At 54.0% G+C, this 23,355-nt stretch carries 12 protein-coding genes and 1 pseudogene; 11 read left to right on the top strand and 2 right to left on the bottom strand.

Annotated elements, in window-relative coordinates:
- Positions 1-135: 135 nt before the first annotated feature.
- On the bottom strand, positions 136-264 hold the full coding sequence (locus AC58P5_RS01555; RefSeq protein WP_497386004.1) for a diadenylate cyclase: 129 nt from the start codon (positions 262-264) through the stop codon (positions 136-138).
- Positions 265-470: 206 nt separating this feature from the next.
- Here AC58P5_RS01555 and AC58P5_RS01550 point away from each other — a divergent pair, with 206 nt between their 5' ends.
- On the top strand, positions 471-1,046 hold the full coding sequence (locus AC58P5_RS01550) for a TetR/AcrR family transcriptional regulator (protein WP_497386003.1): 576 nt from the start codon (positions 471-473) through the stop codon (positions 1,044-1,046).
- 78 nt (positions 1,047-1,124) lie between these two features.
- On the opposite strand, the gene AC58P5_RS01545 is transcribed toward AC58P5_RS01550, so the two are convergent.
- A complete protein-coding gene (locus AC58P5_RS01545; protein WP_497384161.1) occupies positions 1,125-2,477 on the bottom strand; it encodes an MATE family efflux transporter in 1,353 nt (450 codons plus the stop codon).
- Between the two features lie 141 nt (positions 2,478-2,618).
- Between AC58P5_RS01545 and AC58P5_RS01540 the strand changes: the two genes are divergently transcribed.
- The 10 genes and pseudogenes from AC58P5_RS01540 to AC58P5_RS01495 all read left to right on the top strand — a co-directional run bounded on the left by AC58P5_RS01540 (position 2,619) and on the right by AC58P5_RS01495 (position 23,346).
- The gene (locus tag AC58P5_RS01540) at positions 2,619-3,299 is read left to right on the top strand and encodes a TetR/AcrR family transcriptional regulator (RefSeq protein ID WP_497384160.1); all 681 of its coding nucleotides are present in this window, start codon (positions 2,619-2,621) and stop codon (positions 3,297-3,299) included.
- A gap of 305 nt (positions 3,300-3,604) precedes the next feature.
- Positions 3,605-4,111: a hypothetical protein gene (locus AC58P5_RS01535; protein WP_497384158.1), complete on the top strand. Its 507-nt coding sequence runs from the start codon at positions 3,605-3,607 to the stop codon at positions 4,109-4,111.
- A 651-nt stretch (positions 4,112-4,762) separates the two neighbouring features.
- Positions 4,763-5,227, top strand: coding sequence for a hypothetical protein (locus AC58P5_RS01530; protein ID WP_497384157.1), 465 nt, complete (start codon positions 4,763-4,765; stop codon positions 5,225-5,227).
- 361 nt (positions 5,228-5,588) lie between these two features.
- Positions 5,589-5,948, top strand: a pseudogene (locus tag AC58P5_RS01525) (ATP-binding cassette domain-containing protein); the annotation flags it as partial.
- 261 nt (positions 5,949-6,209) lie between these two features.
- Positions 6,210-7,271: a glycosyltransferase family 2 protein gene (locus AC58P5_RS01520; protein WP_497384155.1), complete on the top strand. Its 1,062-nt coding sequence runs from the start codon at positions 6,210-6,212 to the stop codon at positions 7,269-7,271.
- Positions 7,272-7,933: 662 nt separating this feature from the next.
- Positions 7,934-8,317 (top strand): aspartate 1-decarboxylase, encoded by a 384-nt coding sequence (gene panD / locus AC58P5_RS01515; RefSeq protein ID WP_103996753.1) that lies wholly within the window; start codon positions 7,934-7,936, stop codon positions 8,315-8,317.
- A gap of 28 nt (positions 8,318-8,345) precedes the next feature.
- The gene (locus AC58P5_RS01510; RefSeq protein ID WP_497384153.1) at positions 8,346-20,495 is read left to right on the top strand and encodes an amino acid adenylation domain-containing protein; all 12,150 of its coding nucleotides are present in this window, start codon (positions 8,346-8,348) and stop codon (positions 20,493-20,495) included.
- 364 nt (positions 20,496-20,859) lie between these two features.
- Positions 20,860-21,732, top strand: coding sequence for a CPBP family intramembrane glutamic endopeptidase (locus AC58P5_RS01505; RefSeq protein WP_497384152.1), 873 nt, complete (start codon positions 20,860-20,862; stop codon positions 21,730-21,732).
- Positions 21,733-21,736: 4 nt separating this feature from the next.
- Positions 21,737-22,546, top strand: coding sequence for a CPBP family intramembrane glutamic endopeptidase (locus AC58P5_RS01500; RefSeq protein WP_497384150.1), 810 nt, complete (start codon positions 21,737-21,739; stop codon positions 22,544-22,546).
- The gene (locus AC58P5_RS01495) at positions 22,543-23,346 is read left to right on the top strand and encodes a CPBP family intramembrane glutamic endopeptidase (RefSeq protein ID WP_497384149.1); all 804 of its coding nucleotides are present in this window, start codon (positions 22,543-22,545) and stop codon (positions 23,344-23,346) included. The genes AC58P5_RS01500 and AC58P5_RS01495 overlap by 4 nt, the downstream gene beginning before the upstream one ends.
- The last annotated feature ends 9 nt before the right edge of the window (positions 23,347-23,355 follow it).

Here is a 23,355-nt window from a genome sequence, read left to right as displayed (position 1 = left end):
ACAGAAACGTTACAGATGTCACACGTGTGATCCTTGTCTACCTTAATATAAAACCTTTTGGGATGCAATGCTTGTCGAGGAAATGAGACTAAAAATAGACACTTAAGAGAATGTGTCACACTTTCAATGTTTACGTTACTTCGCGGGTCGTAACGGGGGAGAGTGTCCGTTTAAGGCAGCAGAAAATTTGCCCGTTTGTTCGGAGACAACGAGAACGAGAGCATCGCGCCGCCCGGTTAACCCCAGCGTAGCGCGATGTCGCACGCCCAGTTTTATTACCGGCAAATCTGCGTAAGACCGCTTTCCTTTAGAAACTTTTTCGTAGCACGATGGTTTTTTGAGCAAGCAATCCTGGTACAGGTGTAACCTATGATATAGTTGTATCGGTTATGTTTAAGCTTTTCATGCAGCGCCGGTTGGGTGGATAAGATCGAAATTTACACGATAAGAGGATGTGGCACACTTTGAACGTGCAGTCAGGCAAGCTTGCTCTACGATCGCAGGAATGGATTCAAACGGCTTTGTTTCAGCTTATGGAAAAAAAAGAGTACTCCCATATATCGATAACCGAGATCGCGGATAGGGCCGGGCTTGCACGGCAAACCGTTTATCGCAATTTTCAAGACAAGGACGTCATCCTGCTAACCTATTTGGACGGATTTATGAAAGGGATGTGGCACGATGTGGGCATCGGGATGAAGACCACGTTTGACGAAGAGATGTTCGTCCTGCTGTTTCGCAATTGGAAGCGTAATGCCCCTGCCGCCTTAATCCATAGTATTTTGACCAAAGACCGCAAGATCAGGCAGCTCATTTATAAAAGCATTTGTGACTACTTCGACGAGCTGCTCTCGAGCAGAAGAAGTGATCCGGGCGGAAACAGGGAGGGAGCGATGCATACACATGGACTGTACGCCGGTAAATCGCTATCCTCCATCGTGCATATGATGCTGATCGAATGGACTCTGAACGATTTTCATCTGACACCGGAACAAATCGGAAGTGTGGTTAGCGATTTGACCGCTTCGATCCGGGCGTACCTATAATGCCGAAGCAGTCCTGATCGCTAGGAAAGGCAGGATCGGGGAGTGCCCTTATCCTGCCTTCTTGCGTGTTGTATGTTACTACTGTACTAAATGATCCAAATCCGGCTTCAATTTGTTCCGCAAAGCATACAGCATGATGGCACCGACAAGGAACGCGATGGCATCCGCAATAACGAGCGACCAGACCACCCCATGGAAGCCGTTCATACGATTGGCGATATAGAGCACTGGAATGAGAGTAATTCCTTGAATTACTGACATAATAAACGCGGCGGTTCCTTGCGCTGTTGCTTGGAAGATTCCCGTAAACAATGTGGTCATTCCCGTAATGAACAAGGATAAGAACGTCACATGCAGAATGTAGCTGCCCATTTCGATTAATTGCGGGTCATTCGTAAATAAACCGATCAAGTGGCCGGAAATCAAATAGACGATGATGCCGAACAGGACGGCTAACGCCACAATCACTTTGATCGTAAATCCAATCGTATGCTTCATGCGTAATTTATTCGCTGTAAAAGAGAAGGCAATGAGCGGCACGACACCCTCGCATAAGCCCATCAGAATAAACTCCGGAAATTGCAATAAACGTGATGAAATTCCGTAAGCCGCTACGGACTGATCCCCATATTCGACAAGGAAATGGTTAAGGATAAGCGACATGGCACCCAAAAAGATACTCATGATAAAGACGGGAACTCCGATTTTAATCACATTGCTCAAAATGTCCTTGGTAACCTTGAACCATTTTATGGAAACGGTTAAGAATGGGCTCTTAGATCTCATATGAAAGGCGTAGAATATACTCGCAGCCAAGTTAGAAATGACCGTAGCAGACGCAACGCCAATCACGTCCCAATGGAAGACGAAAATGACTAGCGCATCAAGAATAATATTCACAACAACACTGAGAAGCATACCGATCATCGATGTGATTGCCGCACCCTCCGAGCGCACGATATTCTCCAGCGTGAAGAATAAAACGACAAATGGTGAACCGATAAGCATAATCGTGACATAGTCCTTCGTGAAACCGAAGGAGTCAGGCGTCGCTCCCAGGCCATGAACGATTGAATCGATCAACGGGAGGCCGACGGCCATCACGATAATACCCAGAACTAAACTGCTGTAAAAGGCGAATGAAGACACATGCTTTACATCCTCAATTTTTTTCTCTCCCAGCAAACGGGAGATGAATGTACCCCTGCCCATGCCAATCAAGTTGCCTAGCGCCATAATGGCTGCAAATAACGGTAAGGTTAGTGCGAGTGCGGTTAACATGGCCGTGTTGCCCAGTGTACCAAGGAAATAGGCATTCAAGATGGAATAGATGACACTCATTGATGTGCCTAGCATCATCGGTACAGCAAAGTGAGCTACGGCTTTGACGATCGGTGCTTTTTCAAAATAATGGAGGTTCTCTGCATCCATGTGGGTCACTACTTTCTTTATATAATTTGGAATACGTTAGTCTAACAGTGTTAGGTTGAACCTTACAGTGTTAGATGATATCATGAACCTATGAACCTGTAAAGCATAAACTTACACTGTTAGATAAAAGGGCGGATATCGATGAAAAAGCAGCAGCCTCAGATTTCGGAGGATAAAATTTTGGAAACCTCCTGGGAACTTCTAGGGGAAGGTGGCATCGAGAAATTCAGCATGAGACGATTGGCCGACCGGCTGGGGATTCAGGCTCCCTCTCTGTACTGGTACTTCAAGAGCAAGCAGGATCTTTACCAGCGTCTGGCCAACCAGGTATCGAAAATAATCCTGGAGGAGTTCCGTTCCGAGGGGGATTGGAAGGAGCAGCTGACGGGACTTGCGGTAACGGTACGGAGTGTACTCAGCCGGTATCCTTGCTCCACACAGCTCATGATGATGACGCTGCCCCACGAACCGGATATCATCCGGTTCACCAACCGTATGCTGCTCTGTGTGGAATCAACGCCGCTTGACCAAGAGCAGAAGATGCAAGTAGTTCTCACCCTTGTAAACTATGTCTACTACTTCGTTCTGGACGATTATCAGCATGAGCGCAATGTCTCCGCTATCCTTAAGGACCAGGGAGCACTTCCGGATGAGGAGATGATTCGCCTTCTGGACTCCATGAGCGAGAGCGAGGCGGGACTGTTCCGGAGGATGTTCACGAACGGGCTGTTCGAGCTGATGGGGACCGACGGAGCGTTTGAGTTCGGATTGAAGCTGATTCTGCTTGGAATTGAGCAGGTGATAAAGGAGCAGGAGAAGTAGGGGGTTAAAAACGCTCATAGGGCGGTCCTAAAACTTGCCGGTACGGAAAGCACGGAGAACCATACCATAAGTGACGGCGAAAAATTTTGCTGTGGAAAGTTGGAGAGGGTTGCAGGAATGTGGAATAGTTCGACAGAGGGTGTCCCAAAAGTCATAAAATGACGGAGGGACACCCTCTTTTATTTTAATGAGGGAGCGAAGCGCGCAGGGAAGGAGCTGGAGATTGTGCTGAACGGACAAGGCTACATCTCTTCCCTTACAAAGGTCATTTCCAAAACTCAGGTGCAATGTAGGTAGGCCATCTCGTGGGAAGATCATTCGCAAATTTGCATATCAAGTCGAAAAACCTGGAGAAGACTGTCGAAGCATTAAGAGAGCTAAGCGAATCGCATGGCAATGTATTAGGCAAGCCAAATAATGAGGCTCAAGAGATCAAAGAGGTCATGTACGTAAGCAAAAGCAACGAGAGCTGGATCAGCGTGCTCCACGACTATTTTGTATGGGGTACGGTGAAGGAGATCGGCAAAACGTTGTCCCGGCTTATCGAGGAGCCAGTGATGACCGCCGCATATATGAATGAGGAAATATTCGAGTTGTCGTTTTTCGAGAATGGAGACATTGGGGCCGAAAGAATCTTTTATGAACAGTGGACAAGGGATGAATATGAACAACTCAAAGAAGAGCGTCTTAATGATGACTACTTGCGGAAAGTTTTGAATATCCGTAATGAGGATTTTGACGGCTTCATTAGCATGACAAGTCCGGCACAAGCCGTAGATAAGCTGTCGGAACTCGTAAGAATGTCTTTATGAAGTGATTCGGAATGGATACGGCACGAAGAAACTCTCAGAGAACGATTTGAGAAATATGAATTTTGAAAGGCAGTGAAGGAGCAAAAAGCCATGATGCGATTCACGACTTGAGCAAATCATGGATTTTCAGTAAATACGGACTTGTGATCAAGGCAACTAGGAAGGTTTACGAATGCGCAAAATATGGAAAAGAAGGATTCTGATCAATAATCCTGTTGTTATACCGGATCGGCTGCCGGTTTTGCGCCATCCAGGGAGCAGAGGAACGCGTCGCGCACGTGCTTTGCCGAGAGAGAAATAGGATGGATTAGTCATAAACCGCATTATCAGATAAGCGCATAACAAAAACACCTAGACACCTAGGTGTTTATAATTTTGTCAGTGGCCTCGAATTTTAGTGAATATACGAAAAATGGTAATATGATAACCTTTTATGGTAATCCGATGACAGGATACATAGCCACTCTAGAAATCAAATAATGGTAATTGTATAATAAAAATGTAATATTTAGAAAATATTAAATTGAATGGGAGTGATTGAAGTACGGGTGTTACAACAAAATTTAATCCTGGTATTGGAGCAGTAAAGTTGTGGTCACTTATGAAACGTACTGAAATTCATTATGAATCCCTAAAAGGAGTGTTTACACAATGAAAAAAACTTTTTCAAAATTAGCGGCTTCTGCAACTATCCTTTCTTCTGCTTTATTAATTTCCATTGCACCTGCAAGCGCTACTACCGCACTTAATACTGGAGATTCTAGTGCCGTTTCCATAGGGATTACTCCTTATGCAATCAAGGATTCACTAACTTGGGATTTAAATGGTAATATAGTGGACCCTTCCACCGATTATTCTGTGACAGGCGGATATCCAAATATTAAACTGTACGCAAAAAATACAGGAACAAAAGATTTTAGAGTCGAAGTAAAGCACAACACTAAGAATAAAGTTATTTTTAATCAAACCGTTAAAGCAGGTAAATCGGTGGAAGTTATAAATAATGATAGTAGTCCGACTGTTCCCGCAGGCAATTATACAGTGACTATTTACGGTGGATCAGGTCTTCCAAAAGGACAAGTTGTTCTTAAAAGTTCCGACACTCAGTGGCAATAAAAAAGAGGTACGATAGAAGCGATATGATCTTGCAATGCAGATACAATAAGAGTTGTATCTGCATTGTTTTTTATGCGCAAAAGTTTCACAGGACTGCGTACAAAGTAGGCATTTCAAGTACCTAGGAGCGGGAATTTTCCCGTTCCTTTTTTATTCGATGAGAAAATATTGAATTGAAAATAAATGTTTTAAAGCAATATGAGTAGCTTGTCCACCGCGGTAATAAGGGGGTAACAATCGTTCTTAGAGAAAAAAGGTCCTTGATGAAACCGACATTGGATAAATCCCAACCAATCTTTCAACAGACAACGGGGCCGGCAAAACAACGCTGATGAGATTATAGGCCCGTCATCAACGGCCTCACGGCGGAACGGTTCAAGTTATGGGCTCGGCGCCTTACGGTAACCCGGCGGCAGTTCGGCATGTTTGCTACATGCAGGAGGATCATCCGTTCAGCACGATATGGACGGTGCAGGACGCGCTTCGTTTCGGTCGATGTTTCAATACCAACTGGGATCAAGCTACGGCCGACCGTCTGGTTGAAACTTTCAGATTGGACCGCATGAAGAAAGTATCCAAACTGTCCAAAGGGATGAAGTCTACGCTTCAGTTTATAATCAGGTTATCCAGCCACGCCGACGTAACGATACTCGATGAGCCGACGAACGGCCCTGATACGTCCACGTTTTCGCTCATAATGGAGTCGAGGGCGAGGAAATAGGCCAAGCATTTAACCAAGATACGTTAGCGTGCAATGAGCGCTACAGCCTGGCGCTTTGCGTAAATGAAGCGGAGGGCCTTTTGCGTTTCGGAAGGTTTCGGGCAAGCTGGCATATCCATATTGGAATCAAGGACGTTTTTAACTCATAAGCAGGGCGTGCTTAAACCGCCGCACGCTTTTTGGACTTGACAGCTTCCCGCTTACGCATTTACACTGACGCTGATTTAAGGCCTATATTTTGTAACGATTGGAGTGAAGCGAATGGAGCAGTTGATAAGTATTGTGATGCCGACGTATAATCGGGCGCAGATCATTTCCGGCGCGATCGAGTCCATCTTGCGGCAGTCTTACGCCAACTGGGAGCTGATCGTCGTTGATGACCGAAGCACGGATCATACGGAAGAGGCGATCCGCGAGTGGACGCGCAAAGATGTGCGAATCCGCTATGTGTGCAATGAACGGGAAAAGGGTCCGGGCGGCGCGCGAAACACGGGGATGCTGGCGGCGCAAGGCGAATATTTGGCGTTTCTTGATTCCGATGACGAATGGTATCCTTGCCATTTGACCGACAGCATGAGGACCCATGCGCAGACGAAAGCGGATATCAGCTTTGCGCTATGGGTGGAACGGCACGGGGATATTACTTCCTACAACTTCGACAATAAGGTTGAGCGGGATTGGCTGCATTCGATGCGAACAACGTTCGAAACATGGAATGACGGAGAAACGATTGTATTTGAAGAAGGATTGTTCGAGGCGTTTTTGTCGCATACGCGCAATTTTTTTCAACTCAACACGATGGTATTCCGCCGGGAGCTGCTGGACGAAGTCGGCTTGATCAACGAGCATTTTTATCTGGGGGAAGATACGACCTATCTGCTCCGCTTTTTCGACAACTACAGAATTGCGCTGCAAACCAAACCTCATTCCGTCTACCGGGAGTCTCCCGACAGCCTCTACTTCTTCTGCGACCGCTGGCAGCTTGATCCCGATACAATTCATCTCAACGAGGAAATATATAAAAAAATCGAGGGACTTAGCTTCAAATCTATCAAGGTGCGCGAGCATATCCGGGATTTGGTCGCTCAGTCCGATTCCGTCCGCAATAAAGCGAAACAGCTCTCTTACATGGACATCGGCATCGCAAGCAAATATTATACGCTCAGCTATTTGAACCGTTACGACCGCAAAAAAGCGCTCCGTTATTGCCGACAATCCTTTCATTACAAAGTTACGATTTTTAATCTGTTTTTGTTTGTTAAGCTGTTATTTTCAAGCAAGAGTGGAAATGTTTTTTTGCAAAGAGCTCTTAATATTTGGTAGAATTAACCAAAATAAGTTAATAAATAAAAGAATTTCCCCCTCTATTGGAAGATTATTACCCTATCGAAAGTAAACATTTAGCCCTACTATTAGGGTAGGTTACAAGAAAAAAAAGTAAATTTTACTTCAATGCTTTAAACCATTGCCGCTACACCCGGTTACATGACATCTTCTTTCCTCTCCTTCGCAGCTTTCACTGTTTGTATCATGGGCAGCTGCGATGTACAAACCACGTTTTATTTTTTGTCTGAATTTTCAAACATCTAGATCCCTCACAATCGCGTAACCTGCATAACTAGCATGACCTCATCCAACGCATGGGCGTACGCAAACAACAAGATCCCGCATAGGAAGAACCGCTTGCCGGTCAACATGACTCCTCGCTATCGAACGAAGTTCCTCATTCAGCTTTTCCACGCATAAGCATGAGCTTGCTTACTCCGTATGACAGCCACATCGGCACCCATTTGCCGCAGATTTTGTTTTTTTATAACGGCTGAATTGCTCCGGCCGGTTCTTTTTCGTTATGACAGAGAAATTGTGTAAGTGTGTTTGCGCTCTGAATTTCCGTAAAAGAATAGCCGGACAGCAACGTTCGTTGTAGAAATTAGTACGTTTTAATTTTTCCAAACTACAAACTACTCCATAAGGAGAGTGTACTCATGTTTAGAGAGATGCATAAGTCCAAAATTCACCGGGCTGTCGTGACAGAGGCCAATTTGAATTACGTAGGAAGCATAACTATCGATCAGGATATTTTGGATGCATCGAACATCCTGGAGAACGAAAAAGTACAAGTTGTCAATATAAATAACGGAGCCAGGCTGGAGACGTATGTCATAACCGGACCCAGAGGCTCGGGTATGGTTTGCTTGAACGGCGCCGCTGCCAGACTGGTGCAGCCGGGTGACCGCGTCATTATTATTTCTTACGCGATGATGGAGGAATCGGTAGCCCGCACGTATCGTCCGCATGTCGTCATTATGGACGAGCATAATCGCATCGTAACGGAGGATTATCAAGAACTGCATTCCACCACGGTGTGATAAAAGACAGAACGGAGGGCTGCCGATTATGAGAACCATCCGTAATTTGTCCGGCGTATTGCTGGCGCGCAAGGAAAACGATGCGGGAATTTTATTCTGTGAAAGCGGTGGGGAGCGTTACTTGTCGTACGGCCAATTACTTGCATCGGCAGGAAGGGCGCTTCATCTGCTGCGCGAGCAGGGCCTTGGGCCAGGCGACTTTGCCGTCATGCAGACGGAAGATAACGAACGGTTTATCCTTCTGTTCTGGGCTTGCGTGCTGGGCGGCATTGTCCCCGTACCTGTGACGGCGGCGCGTACGGACGAAGGACGCAAAAAGCTGATCCAGGTATTCAAGCAGTTGGAAGCGCCTACATTGCTCTGCGATGAAGAACTGTGGCGGGGAATTCAAGGCTACGCTTTGAAGCACGGGGAGGCGGAAGCGCTGGCCCAGCTCGAGTCCGGCAGCGTGCCGGTTGCGGAGGTGATTGCGGCGGCTACGGATGCAGGCCGGCCCGAGGCTGAGCCGTATGACGCAGCCGAATCGGACACCGCATTCATCCAGTTTACATCGGGCTCTACCGGAGACCCGAAGGGGGTCGTGCTGACGCACGGCAATCTTCTGTCGAACATGCGCGCCATTATCCATGGGGCGCAGTCGACGGAGCGGGATTCTTCGCTAAGCTGGCTGCCGCTGACGCATGATATGGGGCTCATCGGCTTTCATCTTTCGCCGCTGTTTTGCGGCATGAATCAGTTGCACTTGCCGACCTCGACGTTTGTGCTTCATCCGATGAAATGGCTGGAACTTACGCATAAGCATCGGGTGACATGCCTCTCTTCGCCGAATTTCGGTTATGTGCATTTTCTACAGCATTGGAAGCCCGAAGGAGCGGCGGCATGGGATTTGTCTTGCGTCAGGCTCATTTTTAACGGGGCCGAACCGATATCGGCCGCCCATTGCCGCGATTTTCTGGTGGCGATGAAGCCGTACGGGTTAAAGGAAAATTGCATTTTTCCGGTATACGGGCTTGCGGAAGCGAGTCTGGCCGTGACGTTCCCGGGGACGGAAGATCACCTCAATACTGTTAAGCTTGAGCGCCAATCGCTCGCTGTCGGACAGCCTGTACGAATGGCCGCCCACGGGGATCATACCGCGATCGAGATTGTCGAGCTGGGTTTCCCCGTGCAAGAATGCGAGGTGCGCATTTGCGACGAAGCGGGAAACCCTTCGGCAGCAGGCAGCATAGGCTTGGTTCATATTAGAGGCCGCAACGTTACAAACGGCTACTATAAGCGGCCCGATGTAAACAAGCAAACGATTTCCCCGGACGGCTGGCTGAATACGGGAGATTTGGGTTTCTTGCTGGATGGTCGTTTATATGTGACCGGCCGCATGAAGGACGTCATTTTCGTCAACGGGCAAAATGTGTATCCGCATGACCTGGAGGCGTTGATCAGCGGCCTGAAAGGGGCCGAAATCGGGAAAACGGCGATTGCCGCCGTTCAGGATGAGACGACCAAACGGGATGCGATCGCTGTTTTTATTCAGCATCGCGGCAAGACCGGCGGATTTGTACCGCTGATGTCCGAGGTGAAAAAGCTGCTGAACGGATCGGCCGGTCTGGACGTTGCTTTTGTTGTCCCCGTTCGGCGAATTCCGAAAACGACCTCCGGCAAAATTCAGCGCTACGTGTTGGCGGAAGCGCTGCGCGAAGGCGAGTTCGCCGAAGCGATTGCCGAGCTGACTGAGCTGGAAGCGGCGGCCGCGCTTAAGCGGTGCGATGCGGAAGGCGGCGATGCCTTGCGCAGGGATGTCGGCTTGGAGCCGGCCACCGAGACGGAAGTGCGGATCATGTCCATCTGGCGCGAGGTGTTGAAAAAGGATTACATAGGCCGGAAGGACGGCTTTCTCGAGCAAGGAGGCAATTCGCTCAAGGCGGCTTATGCCGCCGCCAGGCTGCAAGAGGCGTTTGGCGTCGAGCTTACGCTTACCGAGCTGTTTTTGCATGATACGGTGAGTTCGCTGGCCGCTTTGCTTGAGCAAAAGGCGCAGGAGGGCGAAGGAACTGCCGCCGTCGTTGCGCCGCCGGTGGCCAAAGCGGAGGAGCGGACGGTTTATCCGGCGACCTCGGCGCAAAAGCGGCTGTTCATTTTGGAAGAACTGAATCCGGGACTGCTTAACTACCATCTGCCGTTTGCGGTCCAGGTGAAGGGCCCGCTCGATATCGAACGTTTCCGCGCGGCATGGCGGGCGCTGATAGAGCGGCATCCGGCGCTGCGGACGTCCTTTTATAGGGAAGAAGGCAATGTGATGCAGCGCGTCGAGAAGGGGGGCGAGCCACCGCTTGACGTCGTTGACGGAAGCGGCTGGACGGCGCCTGTGCTGGCGCTGCGGCAGCGCAGCTTCCTGCAGCCGTTTCGTCTGGAGCAAGCGCCGCTGCTGCGCATGGAGCTTGTGCTCCTGGAGCACGAGTCAAGCGTGCTGCTGCTGGATATGCATCATATCATTACGGACGGAACGTCGATGGGTATTTTGATGTCCGATCTTATGTGGTTTTACGAGGGGAACGCGCCGGAGCCGTTGTCCATTCATGGCGGGGATACGGCGCTGTGGGAGGAAGCGGGCCGAAGCGGCGGCTGGCTGGAGCGCCAGAAGCTTTATTGGCGAGAAATCTTTCGGGATGGCGTGCCGTCTCCGGCGCTTCCGGCCCCCCGTCCAAGGCCGCAGACGCCAAGCTATCGCGGGGCCATTGAGCACTTCGAGCTGGAGCCGGAGCTTGCCGGATCGCTGCGGGCGTTGGCTAGACGCGAGGGCGTGACGTTATACACCGTCCTGCTTTCGATTTATTATGCGCTGCTTGCGAAATATACGGGCGAATCCGACATCGTTGTCGGCACGGCAGCCGCGAGACGGGTGCGGCCGGAGCTGCAAAGCGTAGTCGGGATGTTCGTCAACATGGTTCCGATCCGCCTTCACGGGCAAAGCGGTTTGCGCTTCGATCAATGGGTGAAGCAGGTCAATGAGGAGGTGCTGGCGGCTATCGGCAGCGGGGATGTGCCTTATGAAGAGATAGCCGAGCTGGCGGATGTGAAACGGGAATACGGGCGGAATCCGTTGTTCGATTCGGTGTTTACGCTGCAAAATATGGAGCTGCCCGAATGGCGGAGCACGGATGTCGTTTATACGCCCCAAGCGATGGACAGCCGCTCGGCCAAGTTCGACCTGACTTGGGAGTGCGAGGATACCGGAGCAGGCATCGCATTTTCGCTGGAGTATGCGCTGGATTTGTACGATGAGCGGGCCGCCGCGCAATTGGCCCGGCATTATACAGCGCTGGCCCGGGCAGTGGCCGCGCACCCGCATGCGGCGCTTGGCGAGCTTGATCCCGTCGATGCAGAGGAGCGGGAACGGCTGCTCCGTCTTAGCTGTTCATTCGCCGCGCCGCCGCAGGAGCTGTCGCTGCACAGGCTGTTTGAACGGCAAGCGGGGGAGACGCCGCAGCAGATTGCCGTTGAAATGGGCGAGCGGGCGTATACCTACAGCGAGCTGAACGAACGTGCCAACCGGTTCGCGCGCGCGCTTGCGCGTCGCGGCGTCGCGCCGGGGGCGAAGGTGGCGCTGCTGCTCTTGCGCTCGCCCGATATGATTGCGGCGATATTGGCTGTGCTGAAAGCGGGAGCCGTCTATGTGCCGATCGATCCGCAGTATCCGGAAGAGCGGATTTTGTTTATGCTCCAGGATACGGAAGCGCGGGCGATCGTGACTGCGGCTGCGACGATGGAGATAGGCGCCCGGATTGCCGGAGACAGCATAGATGTCGTCGACATGGATGGACTCGATACGAGATGGACCGGCGAGTCCGGCCATGATCTGGACATCGACGGCTCGGCGGACGATCTCGCTTATATCATGTACACGTCCGGCTCGACGGGCAAGCCCAAAGGGATTATGACCACGCATCGCAATGTGTCCCGGATTGCCGTCCATACCGATTATGTAAGCATTTCGAAAAACGATGCGCTGTTGCAGCTTTCCAACTACGCCTTTGACGGTTCAACGTTCGACTTGTACGGAGCGCTGTTGAACGGCGCGAAGCTGACGCTGGTCGGCGAGGAAGAGGTTGCCGACGTTGTGCGGCTGTCCGAGCTGATTGAGGGCAGAGGCATTACCGTATTCTTTGTGACGACGGCACTGTTCAATACGCTGGTCGATCATGGGCTGGAGTCGCTGCGCGGCCTGCGCCATATTTTATTTGGCGGAGAGCGGGCTTCCGTGCCGCATATCCGCAAAGCGCTCCGCGCGCTTGGACCGGGCGTACAGCTGCATGTCTACGGCCCTACGGAAACGACGGTGTTCGCTACCTGCTATTCGATCACGGAGACATGGGACGGACAAGGGTCTGCCACTGTGCCCATCGGAGCGCCGATCGCGCGTTCGGAAACGCTGGTGCTGAATGAGCAGGGCCGACTGCAGCCGGACTGGGTACCGGGCGAGCTGTGGATTGCGGGCGACGGTGTCGCATCCGGCTATGTGAATTTGCCGGAACAGACGGCTTCGAAGTTCCGGCCGCATCCGTTCCGGGAAGGCGAAACCGTGTACGGAACCGGTGACCTGGTACGCCGTTTGCCTGACGGAAATTTGGAGTTTCTGGACCGGATCGATAGCCAGGTCAAGCTGCGGGGTTACCGGATTGAATTGGGCGAAATCGAAAGCAGGCTGCTGGATTGCGCGGGCGTCAAGGAAGCGTTAGTGGCGCTGATCGAGAATGACGGCGCGCCGTATTTATGCGCTTATATCGTTGCGGAGCAAACCGAAGGGCAGGCAAGCGTTCGGGACCAACTGACAGGCAAGCTGCCGGCATTTATGATTCCCGCCGCGTTTGTGCAGTTGGAGAAGCTGCCGCTGAACGCGAGCGGCAAGGTGGACAAAAAACGTCTGCCTGCGCCCGAGCTCGCGGTCTCATATGAAGCGCCCGCCACACATACGGAGATCATTGTCGCAGGATTGTGGCAAGAAGTGCTTCATGCGGGGCAGGTTGGGGCGCTTGACCACTTCTTTGAGCATGGCGGCCATTCCCTGAAGGCGGCCGCATTGACCTCGGCAATCTACAAGCATTGCCGGGTGCGCATGCCGCTTCAGGAAATTTTCAAGCTGCCGACGGTCAGAGAGCAGGCGGCCTGGATCGACAGGGCTGCCAAGGAAGCGTACGAACCTGTTGCGGATGCGCCAAAAGCCGCATCCTATCCGCTCAGCCCGCCGCAGCGGCGCATGTTTTTGGCGGAAAGCATGGCTGATATCGGACTAACCTACCATATTCCCCTTGCGCTTAAACTGTCGGGTGCGGTGGGTGAGACCAGTATCGGGCCAGCGCTTCGGAAGTTGATCGACCGGCATGAGCCGCTGCGGTCCTCCTATCAATGGATCGACGGCGTTCCGGCCCAGATCGTGCACGATTCGGCCGCCTTTATTCTGCAAACGGCGGAGCTTGCGGAGACGACGCTGCCGGAATGCTTGAGCGAGTTTTTCCGGCCGCTCGAGCTTGCCGCAGCGCCGCTGCTCGCCGCATGTTACTGCCGGCCCGAATCGGAAGGAGCGGAGGCCTATCTGCTGCTCAACATCCACCACATCGCGGCGGACGGCATATCCGTCAAGCTGCTCTTGGAGGAATTGACCGCTTTGATCGACGGCGCGGAACTTGCGTCGCCGGCTCTGCATTACAAGGATTATGCCGTTTGGCAGGAGCGACACTCCGGCTCGGAGCGGGCCAGGGCAAGCCGAGCGTTTTGGACGGAGCAGCTTGCAGAGCCGCCGGCGCCGCTCGATGTGCCGCTGGATCGGCCGCGCGGCGACCGTCAGACATTTGCGGGCGATACGTATACCTTCCACATTCCGGCGGCGCTCGCCGCACGGCTGAAAGAGACGGCCGCAAGCGCCGGAGCGAGCATGAACAGCCTGCTTTTTGCGGCTTACGCGCTGCTGCTCAAGGGAACGACGCATCAGTCGGAATTTGCAATCGGTTCTTTGGCTGCAGGCCGGACGCATCCGGACACAGCCCGGATGATCGGCATGTTCAACCAGTTTCTGCCGATTCGAATGCGGGTGGCGGACGAGCTGCCGATCCTGGCGTTTGTCGGTGAGACCCATGGGCGTTTGCTTGCCGCATACGAGCATGGCGATGTCAGCTTCGAGCACATGATGGAAGCGGCCCGGTATCCGCATGACCCGTCGCGCAACCCGCTGTTCGATACGATGCTGATCGTTCACAACCAGTTTGAAGACGAGAAGCTGGCGGCGCGCGGCGACGGCTGGACCATGGAGCCTTTGCCCGTCAGCCACGGAACATCCAAGCTGGACTTCAAGCTCGATCTGTACAGCGATGGCGAAGGCGGTCTGCGGGCGGAGCTGGAGTATAATACGGGATTGTTCCATAAAGGCACGATGGAGCGGTTGGCGGATCGGCTGCTTTACATTTTGGAGCAAACGGCCGCCAGCCCCGACCTGATCTGCGGCGACGTCGTAATGGCGACGCCTGCCGAAGTAGCCGCCTTTGCGGCATGGAATGATACGGGACATTCGTACCCGGCGGAGAAGACGATTCACGGATGGTTCGCCGAGTCCGCCGGGCAGTGGCCGGATCGGACGGCGGTGCGGTCGGCCGAAGGCTCGCTGACGTACGGGGAGCTGAATGACCGCGCCGAACGCATGGCTGCCTTGCTAAGAGGCAAGGGGGTTGCGGTCGAAACGATTGTGCCGATTGCCGCTCAGCGCTCGTTGTCCATGATGATTGCGATCATGGCGGTGCTCAAGGCGGGAGGGGCCTATTTGCCGATCGACCCGGAGCATCCGCCCGAGCGGATCCGCGGCATTCTGGAGGATAGCGGGGCCAGGCTGCTTCTGGCGGGGGCCAAGTGGATTCCTACGCTCCCGGCTTTCCAGGGAGAAACGCTCGATCTGGACGCGCTTGCGGCTGCCGCCGCATCGGAGCTGCCGAAGGGCGAAGAAGAAACGGATCTGTCGCCTCAAGCAGGCCCCGAGCATTTGGCGTATGTCATTTATACGTCAGGTTCCACCGGCAAACCCAAAGGCGTTATGGTGGAGCACCGCGCGGCGATCAACCGGCTGAACTGGATGCAGACGGCTTATCCGCTGAATGAGCGCGACGTTATTTTACAAAAAACGCCGATTACGTTTGACGTATCGGTCTGGGAGCTGTTCTGGTGGAGCTTTGCCGGCGCTTCGCTATATTTGCTGGAACCCGGCGGGGAGAAGGAGCCGTCGGTCATGCTGAGCGCGATTGAGCAGCAGGCGGTTACGGTTATGCATTTTGTGCCGTCCATGCTGGGCGTCTTTTTGCCCTATGCGGCGGACAGCGGCAGAGGCGGCGAGCTTTGTTCCCTGCGATACGTATTTGCGAGCGGCGAAGCGCTCAAGCCCGCGCATGTCGCAGGTTTTTACAGCCTGATGGAGCGCTGCGGCGGCCAATGCCGGCTCATTAATCTGTACGGCCCGACGGAAGCGACGGTCGATGTCAGCTATTACGAATGCCCGGACGCTGGGGCGGGTACGATTCCGATCGGCAAGCCAATTCATAACATCCGGCTCTACATTGTGGACGAACGGATGAGACCGCAGCCGATCGGCGTGTCCGGCGAGCTGTGCATCGCGGGTGCCGGTCTTGCGCGCGGATATCGCAACAGGCCGGATTTGACGGAGCAAAGCTTTGTTCCGAATCCGTTTGCCCCAGGAGTGAAGCTGTACCGTACCGGTGATCGCGCAAGGTGGCTGCCGGACGGCAACATTGAATATTTGGGACGTTTTGACCATCAGGTCAAGCTGCGCGGTCTCCGCATCGAATGCGGCGAGATCGAGCACGCGCTGCTCTTGCAGGCGGAAGTCCGCGATGCCGTGGTCACGGCGGTGACGGACCCTGCGGGAGAACCGGCGCTTTGCGCATATCTCGTGACGGCGGATGGGGAGATGCCCGAGGAAGCGAACCTTCGGGCCGGACTTAAGGAACTGCTGCCGGAGTATATGATTCCTTCGTATTTTGTTGCAATGGAGGCGTTCCCATTGGGTCCGAGCGGCAAAGCCGACCGCAGCAGCCTGCCGCAGCCCCGGTTCGCTGAACCGGCGGCTTTCGGCGAGGCGCTGGCTACGCCGACGGAGCAGCGGCTGGCCGAGCTTTGGCGGGAGGTGCTCGGTCTGGCCTCCAGAGAGCCGGACGACCCGGCGGCGATCGGGAGAGAAGCCCATTTCTTTCAATTGGGCGGCCATTCCTTACGCGCCGCGCAGCTTGCGGGCTTGATCGAGCAGCGTTATGGAGCCGCGTTTGCGATGAAGGATGTGTTCGACGCTCCCCTGCTGCGGGAAATGGCGGCCCTCATCGACAACGCGGCCCCCAAGCGGGCCGCGGTTATTGCCCGGGCGGAAAGCCGGCCGTTCTACCCGTTGTCGCTCGCGCAGAACAGGCTGTTTGTACTGCAACAGCTTTATCAGGGCAGCACGGCCTACAATCTTCCGCTCGCTCTGAACCTGACCGGCAAGCTCGATCAGGACAGGCTGCGCCAGGCGATTCAAGGGCTGATTGACCGCCATGAACCGCTGCGCACCAGCTTTGACTGGGCAGACGGCAAGCCGGTACAGCGTGTCCATGAGAGGGTTTCGTTTGAACTCGCCGTACATGCCTTGATGGATGCCGCTGACTTGAATACATTTGCTCGCGCGGTCGTCCGCCCGTTCGATTTGCGAAAGGCTCCGTTAATTCGGGCGTTTCTCGCGACGGACGGCGAAAGTCGGCATACGCTGCTGCTGGACATTCACCACATCGTCGCCGACGGCGTGTCCATGAATGTGATGGCGGGCGATTTCGAGCAACTGTATCGCGGAGGCTCCTTGCAGCCGCTGTCCATTCACTATAAGGATGCCGCCGTTTGGCAGCAGGAGTGGATGGCCTCGGAGGCGAGAGAGCAGCAAGAGCAGTATTGGGCGTTCCGGCTAGCGGGTACGCTTCCTGTGCTGCAACTGCCGACCGATTATCCGCGTCCGTCCGAACAAAGCTTCGAAGGCGCCAAGCTTGCGCTGCCGATTCCGGCGGAGCTTGCCGAGGGGATCGGAGCGGCGGCAGAGCAATGGGGCGTTACGCCATTTCATATCTGGCTTGCCGCCTACCATACGTTATTGCATTTGATGACGGGGCAAGACGATCTTATTGTCGGCACGCCGATCGCCGGCCGCTTCCATCCCGCAACCGAGTCTCTGGTCGGCATGTTTGTCAATACGCTGCCGATTCGCAGCAGGCCATCCGGCGAACTGCCGTTCAGAGCGTTCGCCGAGCAGCTCAAAGAAACTGCGCTTGCGGCGCTGGACAACGGCTTGCTCCCGTTTGAGCATATGGTGACGATGCTGGATGTGCCGCGCGACCTGAGCCGCAATCCGCTGTTTGACACGATGTTTGTCATGCAGCATATGGAAGCCGTACAGGCGGCGGACGCCTTGCAATTCGAGGCGCAAGTGCCGGACAATCGCGTAGCGAAGCTGGACATGACGTTTGAGATCGCGGATCAGGGCGCAAAAGGCGCAGCCTTGACGATCGAATATGCGACGGCGCTGTTTAAAGAAGACAGCATACGCAGAATGGCGGAATGGTATTTCCGTATTGTCGGCCTTGCACTGGCCGAGCCGGAGCGGTCGCTCGGAGAGATCGGTCTGCAGGGCGCCGCGGCAGCAGAGAAGCAGAGCGAAGCGTTCAATCGCACGGCCGTGCCGTATGCAAGCAGCGATACGGTAGAGGTTTACCTCGAAAGACAAGCGGCGGAAACGCCGCAGGCCGTTGCGGTTGCGGCGGAGGACGGAGCATTGACGTATGCGGAATTGAACCGGAGGTCGAACCGGCTGGCGCAGACGCTCAGAAAGCAAGGCGTCGAGCGCGAGGAGCGCGTGGCCGTCGTGATGGATCGCAGCCTGGAGATGATGATTGCCATCTTTGGCGTGCTGAAGGCGGGCGGAGCTTATGTGCCTGTTGCGCCGGACTTGCCGCCGGAGCGAATCCGCTACATGCTGGACAATTCCGGAGCCAAGCTTGTCTTGACGAAGGGCAAAGCCCCGGAAGGGCTGGAGACGTTCCTGCCATTTATGGACGTTCATGAGGCGCTGGCGCAGGAGCGGGACGACTGCCCTGTGGAGAAGCTGCATGATTCACGTTCGCTTGCTTATGTGCTGTATACTTCGGGATCGACCGGACAGCCGAAAGGGGTCATGATCGAGCATCATTCCGTCGTCAACCGGATCGGCTGGATGCAGAAACAATACGGACTGGACGCAAGCGGAGTCATTATGCTGAAAACGCCGATTACCTTCGACGTATCGGTCTGGGAGCTGTTCTGGTGGAGCTTTGCGGGAGCCAAGCTGGTCCTGCTGCCTCCCGGCGGCGAAAAGGATCCCGCGCTTATGATGGATACGATAGCGCGGCATGGCGTAACGACGATGCATTTTGTGCCGTCCATGCTGCACCTGTTCTTGGAGCATCCCGGCTTGCTACGCGGCGAGGCCAGGCTGGAGAGCCTGAGCCATGTGTTCGCCAGCGGCGAAGCGCTGACTGCGGATCAGGTGCGGCGGTTCCGCGAGCGGATTGGAGTTCCGTTCGATGCCAGGCTTGTGAACTTGTACGGTCCGACCGAGGCGACGGTTGACGTTTCCTATTACGATTGCTCTGACGGCGATATTCCGATCCAGGTGCCGATTGGCAAGCCGATCGACAACATCTCGCTTTATATCGTGAGCGAAGCGATGAAGCTCCAGCCTGTCGGCATTGCCGGGGAACTGTGCATATCCGGTGCGGGCCTGGCGCGAGGTTATATCGGACGACCCGATTTGACGAAAGAAAAGTTCGTCGATAATCCGTTTGCGGCGGGCAGTCTGATGTATCGGACAGGAGACCTTGCCAGATGGCTGCCTGACGGAACGATCGAATTTTTGGGCCGAATCGACCATCAAGTAAAAATAAGGGGCCAGCGCATCGAATGCGGGGAAATCGAGCATGTGCTGCTCGGTCATCCGGCGGTTTCGGAAGCGGTGGTCATGAAGCGGGACGCCGCAAGCGGAAGCGAATATTTATGCGCGTACATCGTTTGCTCCGAACCTGCGGACCATCAGGAACTGCGGGATTTTGCAGCGCTGCGCCTGCCGGATTATATGGTTCCGCAGGCCGTGGCGGAACTGCCAGCCATGCCCCTGTCTCCAAACGGCAAAATCGACCGGAAGGCGCTGCCGGAGCCAGAGCTTGCGGCGGATAGCGGCACTCCGTTTGTCGAAGCGGCAAGCGATATCGAACTGGCGATTGCCGCCGTATGGCGCGAAATCCTGCAAAGGGACGACTTCGGCATCCATCATCGTTTCTTCGATGTCGGGGGAGAATCGCTGCTGCTGGTGCGGGCGCATCAACGGCTGGAGGAGTTGTATCCCGGCGCTCTCGGCGTAACGGATTTGTTCACCTATCCGACGATCGCATCGCTTGCGGCTTATCTGGAATCGAGAAATCGCGAGCTCGCGAGCTGGAGCTGGAGCGGTCTGCCTGTGGCAGACGACTGCGTCAGTAGCGGCTATGCCGCGGAGCGTATCGGCAGTGTTCAGTTTCAAGTGGATACGGCGGTTGCGGAAGGGCTTGCGGAACTTGCGGCATCCCGCTCGGTGACCGTTGAAGCCGCGGCTTATGCCGTATATCTGTACTTCTGGCGCGGCGAGTCCGGCATCAACCCGCTTGTGCTTCCGGCAATGACGGACAACGGGCTGATTGCTCCGAAGGAAATCGACTTCGCGGAGGTGCGCGATTTCGATACGCTGCTGCGGCATGCCGCCAAGCGGGCGAGCGCGGGAGAATGTTATACCGCGCGGCAAATCAGAAAGCAGCCGCAAGCCAAAGCCGAATTTGCCTTATTCCCGTTATTTGCAGGAGCAGCGCAGCACGGGTTCAAGGAGCGGGAGGCGCTGTTGGAACAATTCGATGTTGTGTTGTATATGGATGGCGCTGCCGCACCAAGCGGGGGAGAAGGGCCAGAGCTTGGCGGGGTATGGACGTACAACGCCCGGCGCCTCGGCAAAGAGGCGGTGCTGGATTGGGCTTCCGCTTATCTGGAGCTGCTGTCGAGCGTGATCGAGCAATATCGCGCCGCAACAGGCAGCGCCGTCTCGGGGGCATAGCATGGGCCAAGCCGGGTTGTGCCTGAACCTGAGAATACATCTAACAGAGGTTGTTTAAAAAGTCCCCCTTTGATCACGAAGCTATTCTGGGTGCTTTTTCGACATCGAATCTTGAATTTCAGCCGGGCCTAAGCGGATGCTTACGAAGTCATGTTTCCTGCGGAAACATCTTAGGTGCTCACGTATCCAAAACAAGCCTATGCTTCCGAGGCGTTTTCTACGAAAGCGTGCAGCTCGGCTCCTCAGTCTCTGGCTTCATCCGACTGAAGCGTTTTGTAAAAACGCACATCGGAAGAATAAGCTTCGGTGCTGAAAGTCTGACTTTTTAAACACGTACTGAACAGAAGAAGAAAGGAGCTTGCCTGTGAAAAAAGTATTGACCATGATAGGGAATATCGCGCTTTATCTCGGGGTCTTTTATGCGCTGCTCTATCTGCTCCGCTCTACTTACCATTACGAAGTGACGCTGTCCTTCGCCAAGTTTCTGGATCGCAACCCGGCCATGTTTATGGCCGTTCTGTTCACGCTGATTACGCTTGTGTACATGCTCATCTTTCGTATCAAAGGATGGATCTGGCCCCATGCGGAAAAAAATCTGTTCCGCGCGGCGGGCTTCAAACGGCTGAGCGCCTCGCGCGTCTTGTTGATGATTGGCCTGGGTCTTGCCGGAAGCTTGTTCAGCATCGGCCTTATCGTCATTGACGATATTGCGCGGCAATTTCCGTCCATTCCCGCGCTGGTCGACGATATGATCAGGGGGGATTCGATCTGGTACGTCATTCTGGGCGCCGGTTTGATCGGCCCGGCATTTGAAGAAATATTGTTCAGGGGCCTCATTTTCAGAGAGCTTCGCAGGGTTATGCCGGTATATGCGGCCTTGCTGCTGCAAGCCGCGGCTTACGCCTACTTCCAGCCGAGCGCGGCGCTTTCTGTCATCAGCATCGGTTCGGGCCTGATTTACGGGTCGCTGTATTTGCGCACCGGGTCGCTGTGGGCGCCTATTCTGGTACAGAATACGGCCATGGGCACCATCTTTCTATTTAAATATATCGGGTTCTACGAATGGTTTGACAAGCTGGGCGATGTTTCGCTGTATATCATTACAGCACTTTGTCTGGCTGCGTTGATTGGAGGTTCCGTCTATGTCTGGCGGACCTCCGGCAACGGCGGCATCGGCGCACGCGCCGGTCAAGCGCTGACGGCTGACGCGCCGTCGGCAGCACAAAAGGGGGTCTGACCGCATGAAGGCATGGGGAATGATGCTGGCTCGCGTGGCCGTTGTTATCGGTCTGTATTTTGCATGGTTTTTTACCGTGACGACATTATTTTTCGATTATGTGTATCCCAAAAGCACGTGGTTTGAACAGAACACGGTAGCCGTCATTATTTTAAACGATATCGTGGGTTTGCCGCTCATGCTGCTGGCCTGGAGGTTTATATTCAAAGAAAATCTGTTTAAGGCGGCCCAATTCCGCGTGATGGGCGGCAAATCGGTGGCGATCGCTTTATGGATCGGGCTTGGAGCCGGCCTGTTTACGGTCGCTTTCTCCCGGCTTCCCGCCATTGCATCGGACAAGTATCGGTTCCACGAATTGTTTGATTACCTGAACCGCGCGGAATGGTACGTATTTCTTGTTTTCCTGATTCTCGGAAATATTTACAAAGAGACGTTGTTCAGAGGCATTCTGATGAATGAGTTCAGACGCGTGCTACCGGTTTGGATCGCAATTGTGATTCAGGGCGTGTTGTACGGAGCGTTGTTCTTTCTCGGAGACATTCCGCTGTCGCTGTACGGTTTTCTCGGCGCGGTTATTTTTGCGCTTTTGTATGTCTGGTTTAAATCCATCTGGGCGCCGATTGCCGCACAAATCGCCTGTCAGGGCAGCCAGTACTTGCTTTGGCATTACGGGCCGGAGACGACGGACACCACTGTCATGTCCATCGTGATGGCTGTGGCGGTCGCCATGATTGCGGTTGGCATATTCCTTGCAGTCAAGCATCGCTCTTCGATCTCCGCGCCGCCGTCTTCCGAGGCGGTGACGTCGGCGTGAAGGGCTTGCGAATAGCGGGAAATACCATCTTATATTTGGTCATATATGCGGCGATTGTGATGCTTGTCAATCAAGCGCTCTACAACTGGATCGGCGATCCCGGACTAAAAGACTGGATCAAAGGCAATTCCGGCATTGTACTGATTATATCCAATATCATCGTGCTTGCCGTCTATCTTCCGCTGCTGCGCTGGCAAAAAATTTCGCTGAAGGATTTGGGGTTTGTTCCTGCGCGCGGCGGATCGTTGCTGCTGTCCGCAGGGACTGGAGTCTGGCTCGGCTTGTTTATCGCCGCGTTTACCCGCCTTCCGTGGATAAAAGCGACCTTTCCGGCCATTTCGGACCTAGTCGCTTTTGTCGCCGGCGGCAGCCTGATCATTTTTGTGCTCGGCAGCTTGCTGCTGGGGTCTTTGCTGGAGGAATGGCTGTTCAGAGGAATGCTGTTCCATACGCTCAGTCAACGTCTTTCGGTTCCGTGGACGGTTCTGCTCCAGGCCGTATTGTTCGGCGCGGTATTTATGAATGTGACGATTGGCGCATTTGCGGCGCTCGGCGCGATCGTATACGGTGCCGTTCGCGCCGGCTCGCGTTCGCTTTGGGGGTCGCTTGCGGCCCATGTGTGCAGCACAGGCACCTTGTATATCGCGCTGCAATGGGCGGGAGATTGGCAGTCCGGTACGCTTGGATTATTAGCCCTGATCAGCGGACTCGGCATCGCGGCGCATGTTTTGCTGCTGCTGCGCGGGAGCGGCGGAAGGGCGGAAAAAGGACAGGCCATCAGCGATTCCATTACTAGCTAGGAGGTAAGG

The sequence above is a fragment of the Paenibacillus sp. JT31N7 genome, assembly GCF_059692095.1.
This window is presented reverse-complemented; position numbering and strand designations above follow the sequence as displayed.

Excerpts from the sequence above, each read along its gene's own strand:
- AC58P5_RS01500 (WP_497384150.1), top strand. The coding sequence starts at position 21,737 with ATGAAGGCATGGGGAATGATGCTGGCTCGCGTGGCCGTTGTTATCGGT.
- AC58P5_RS01520 (WP_497384155.1), top strand. The coding sequence starts at position 6,210 with ATGGAGCAGTTGATAAGTATTGTGATGCCGACGTATAATCGGGCGCAG.
- AC58P5_RS01530 (WP_497384157.1), top strand. The coding sequence starts at position 4,763 with ATGAAAAAAACTTTTTCAAAATTAGCGGCTTCTGCAACTATCCTTTCT.
- AC58P5_RS01540 (WP_497384160.1), top strand. The coding sequence starts at position 2,619 with ATGAAAAAGCAGCAGCCTCAGATTTCGGAGGATAAAATTTTGGAAACC.
- AC58P5_RS01545 (WP_497384161.1), bottom strand. The coding sequence starts at position 2,477 with ATGGATGCAGAGAACCTCCATTATTTTGAAAAAGCACCGATCGTCAAA.
- panD (WP_103996753.1), top strand. The coding sequence starts at position 7,934 with ATGTTTAGAGAGATGCATAAGTCCAAAATTCACCGGGCTGTCGTGACA.
- AC58P5_RS01510 (WP_497384153.1), top strand. The coding sequence starts at position 8,346 with ATGAGAACCATCCGTAATTTGTCCGGCGTATTGCTGGCGCGCAAGGAA.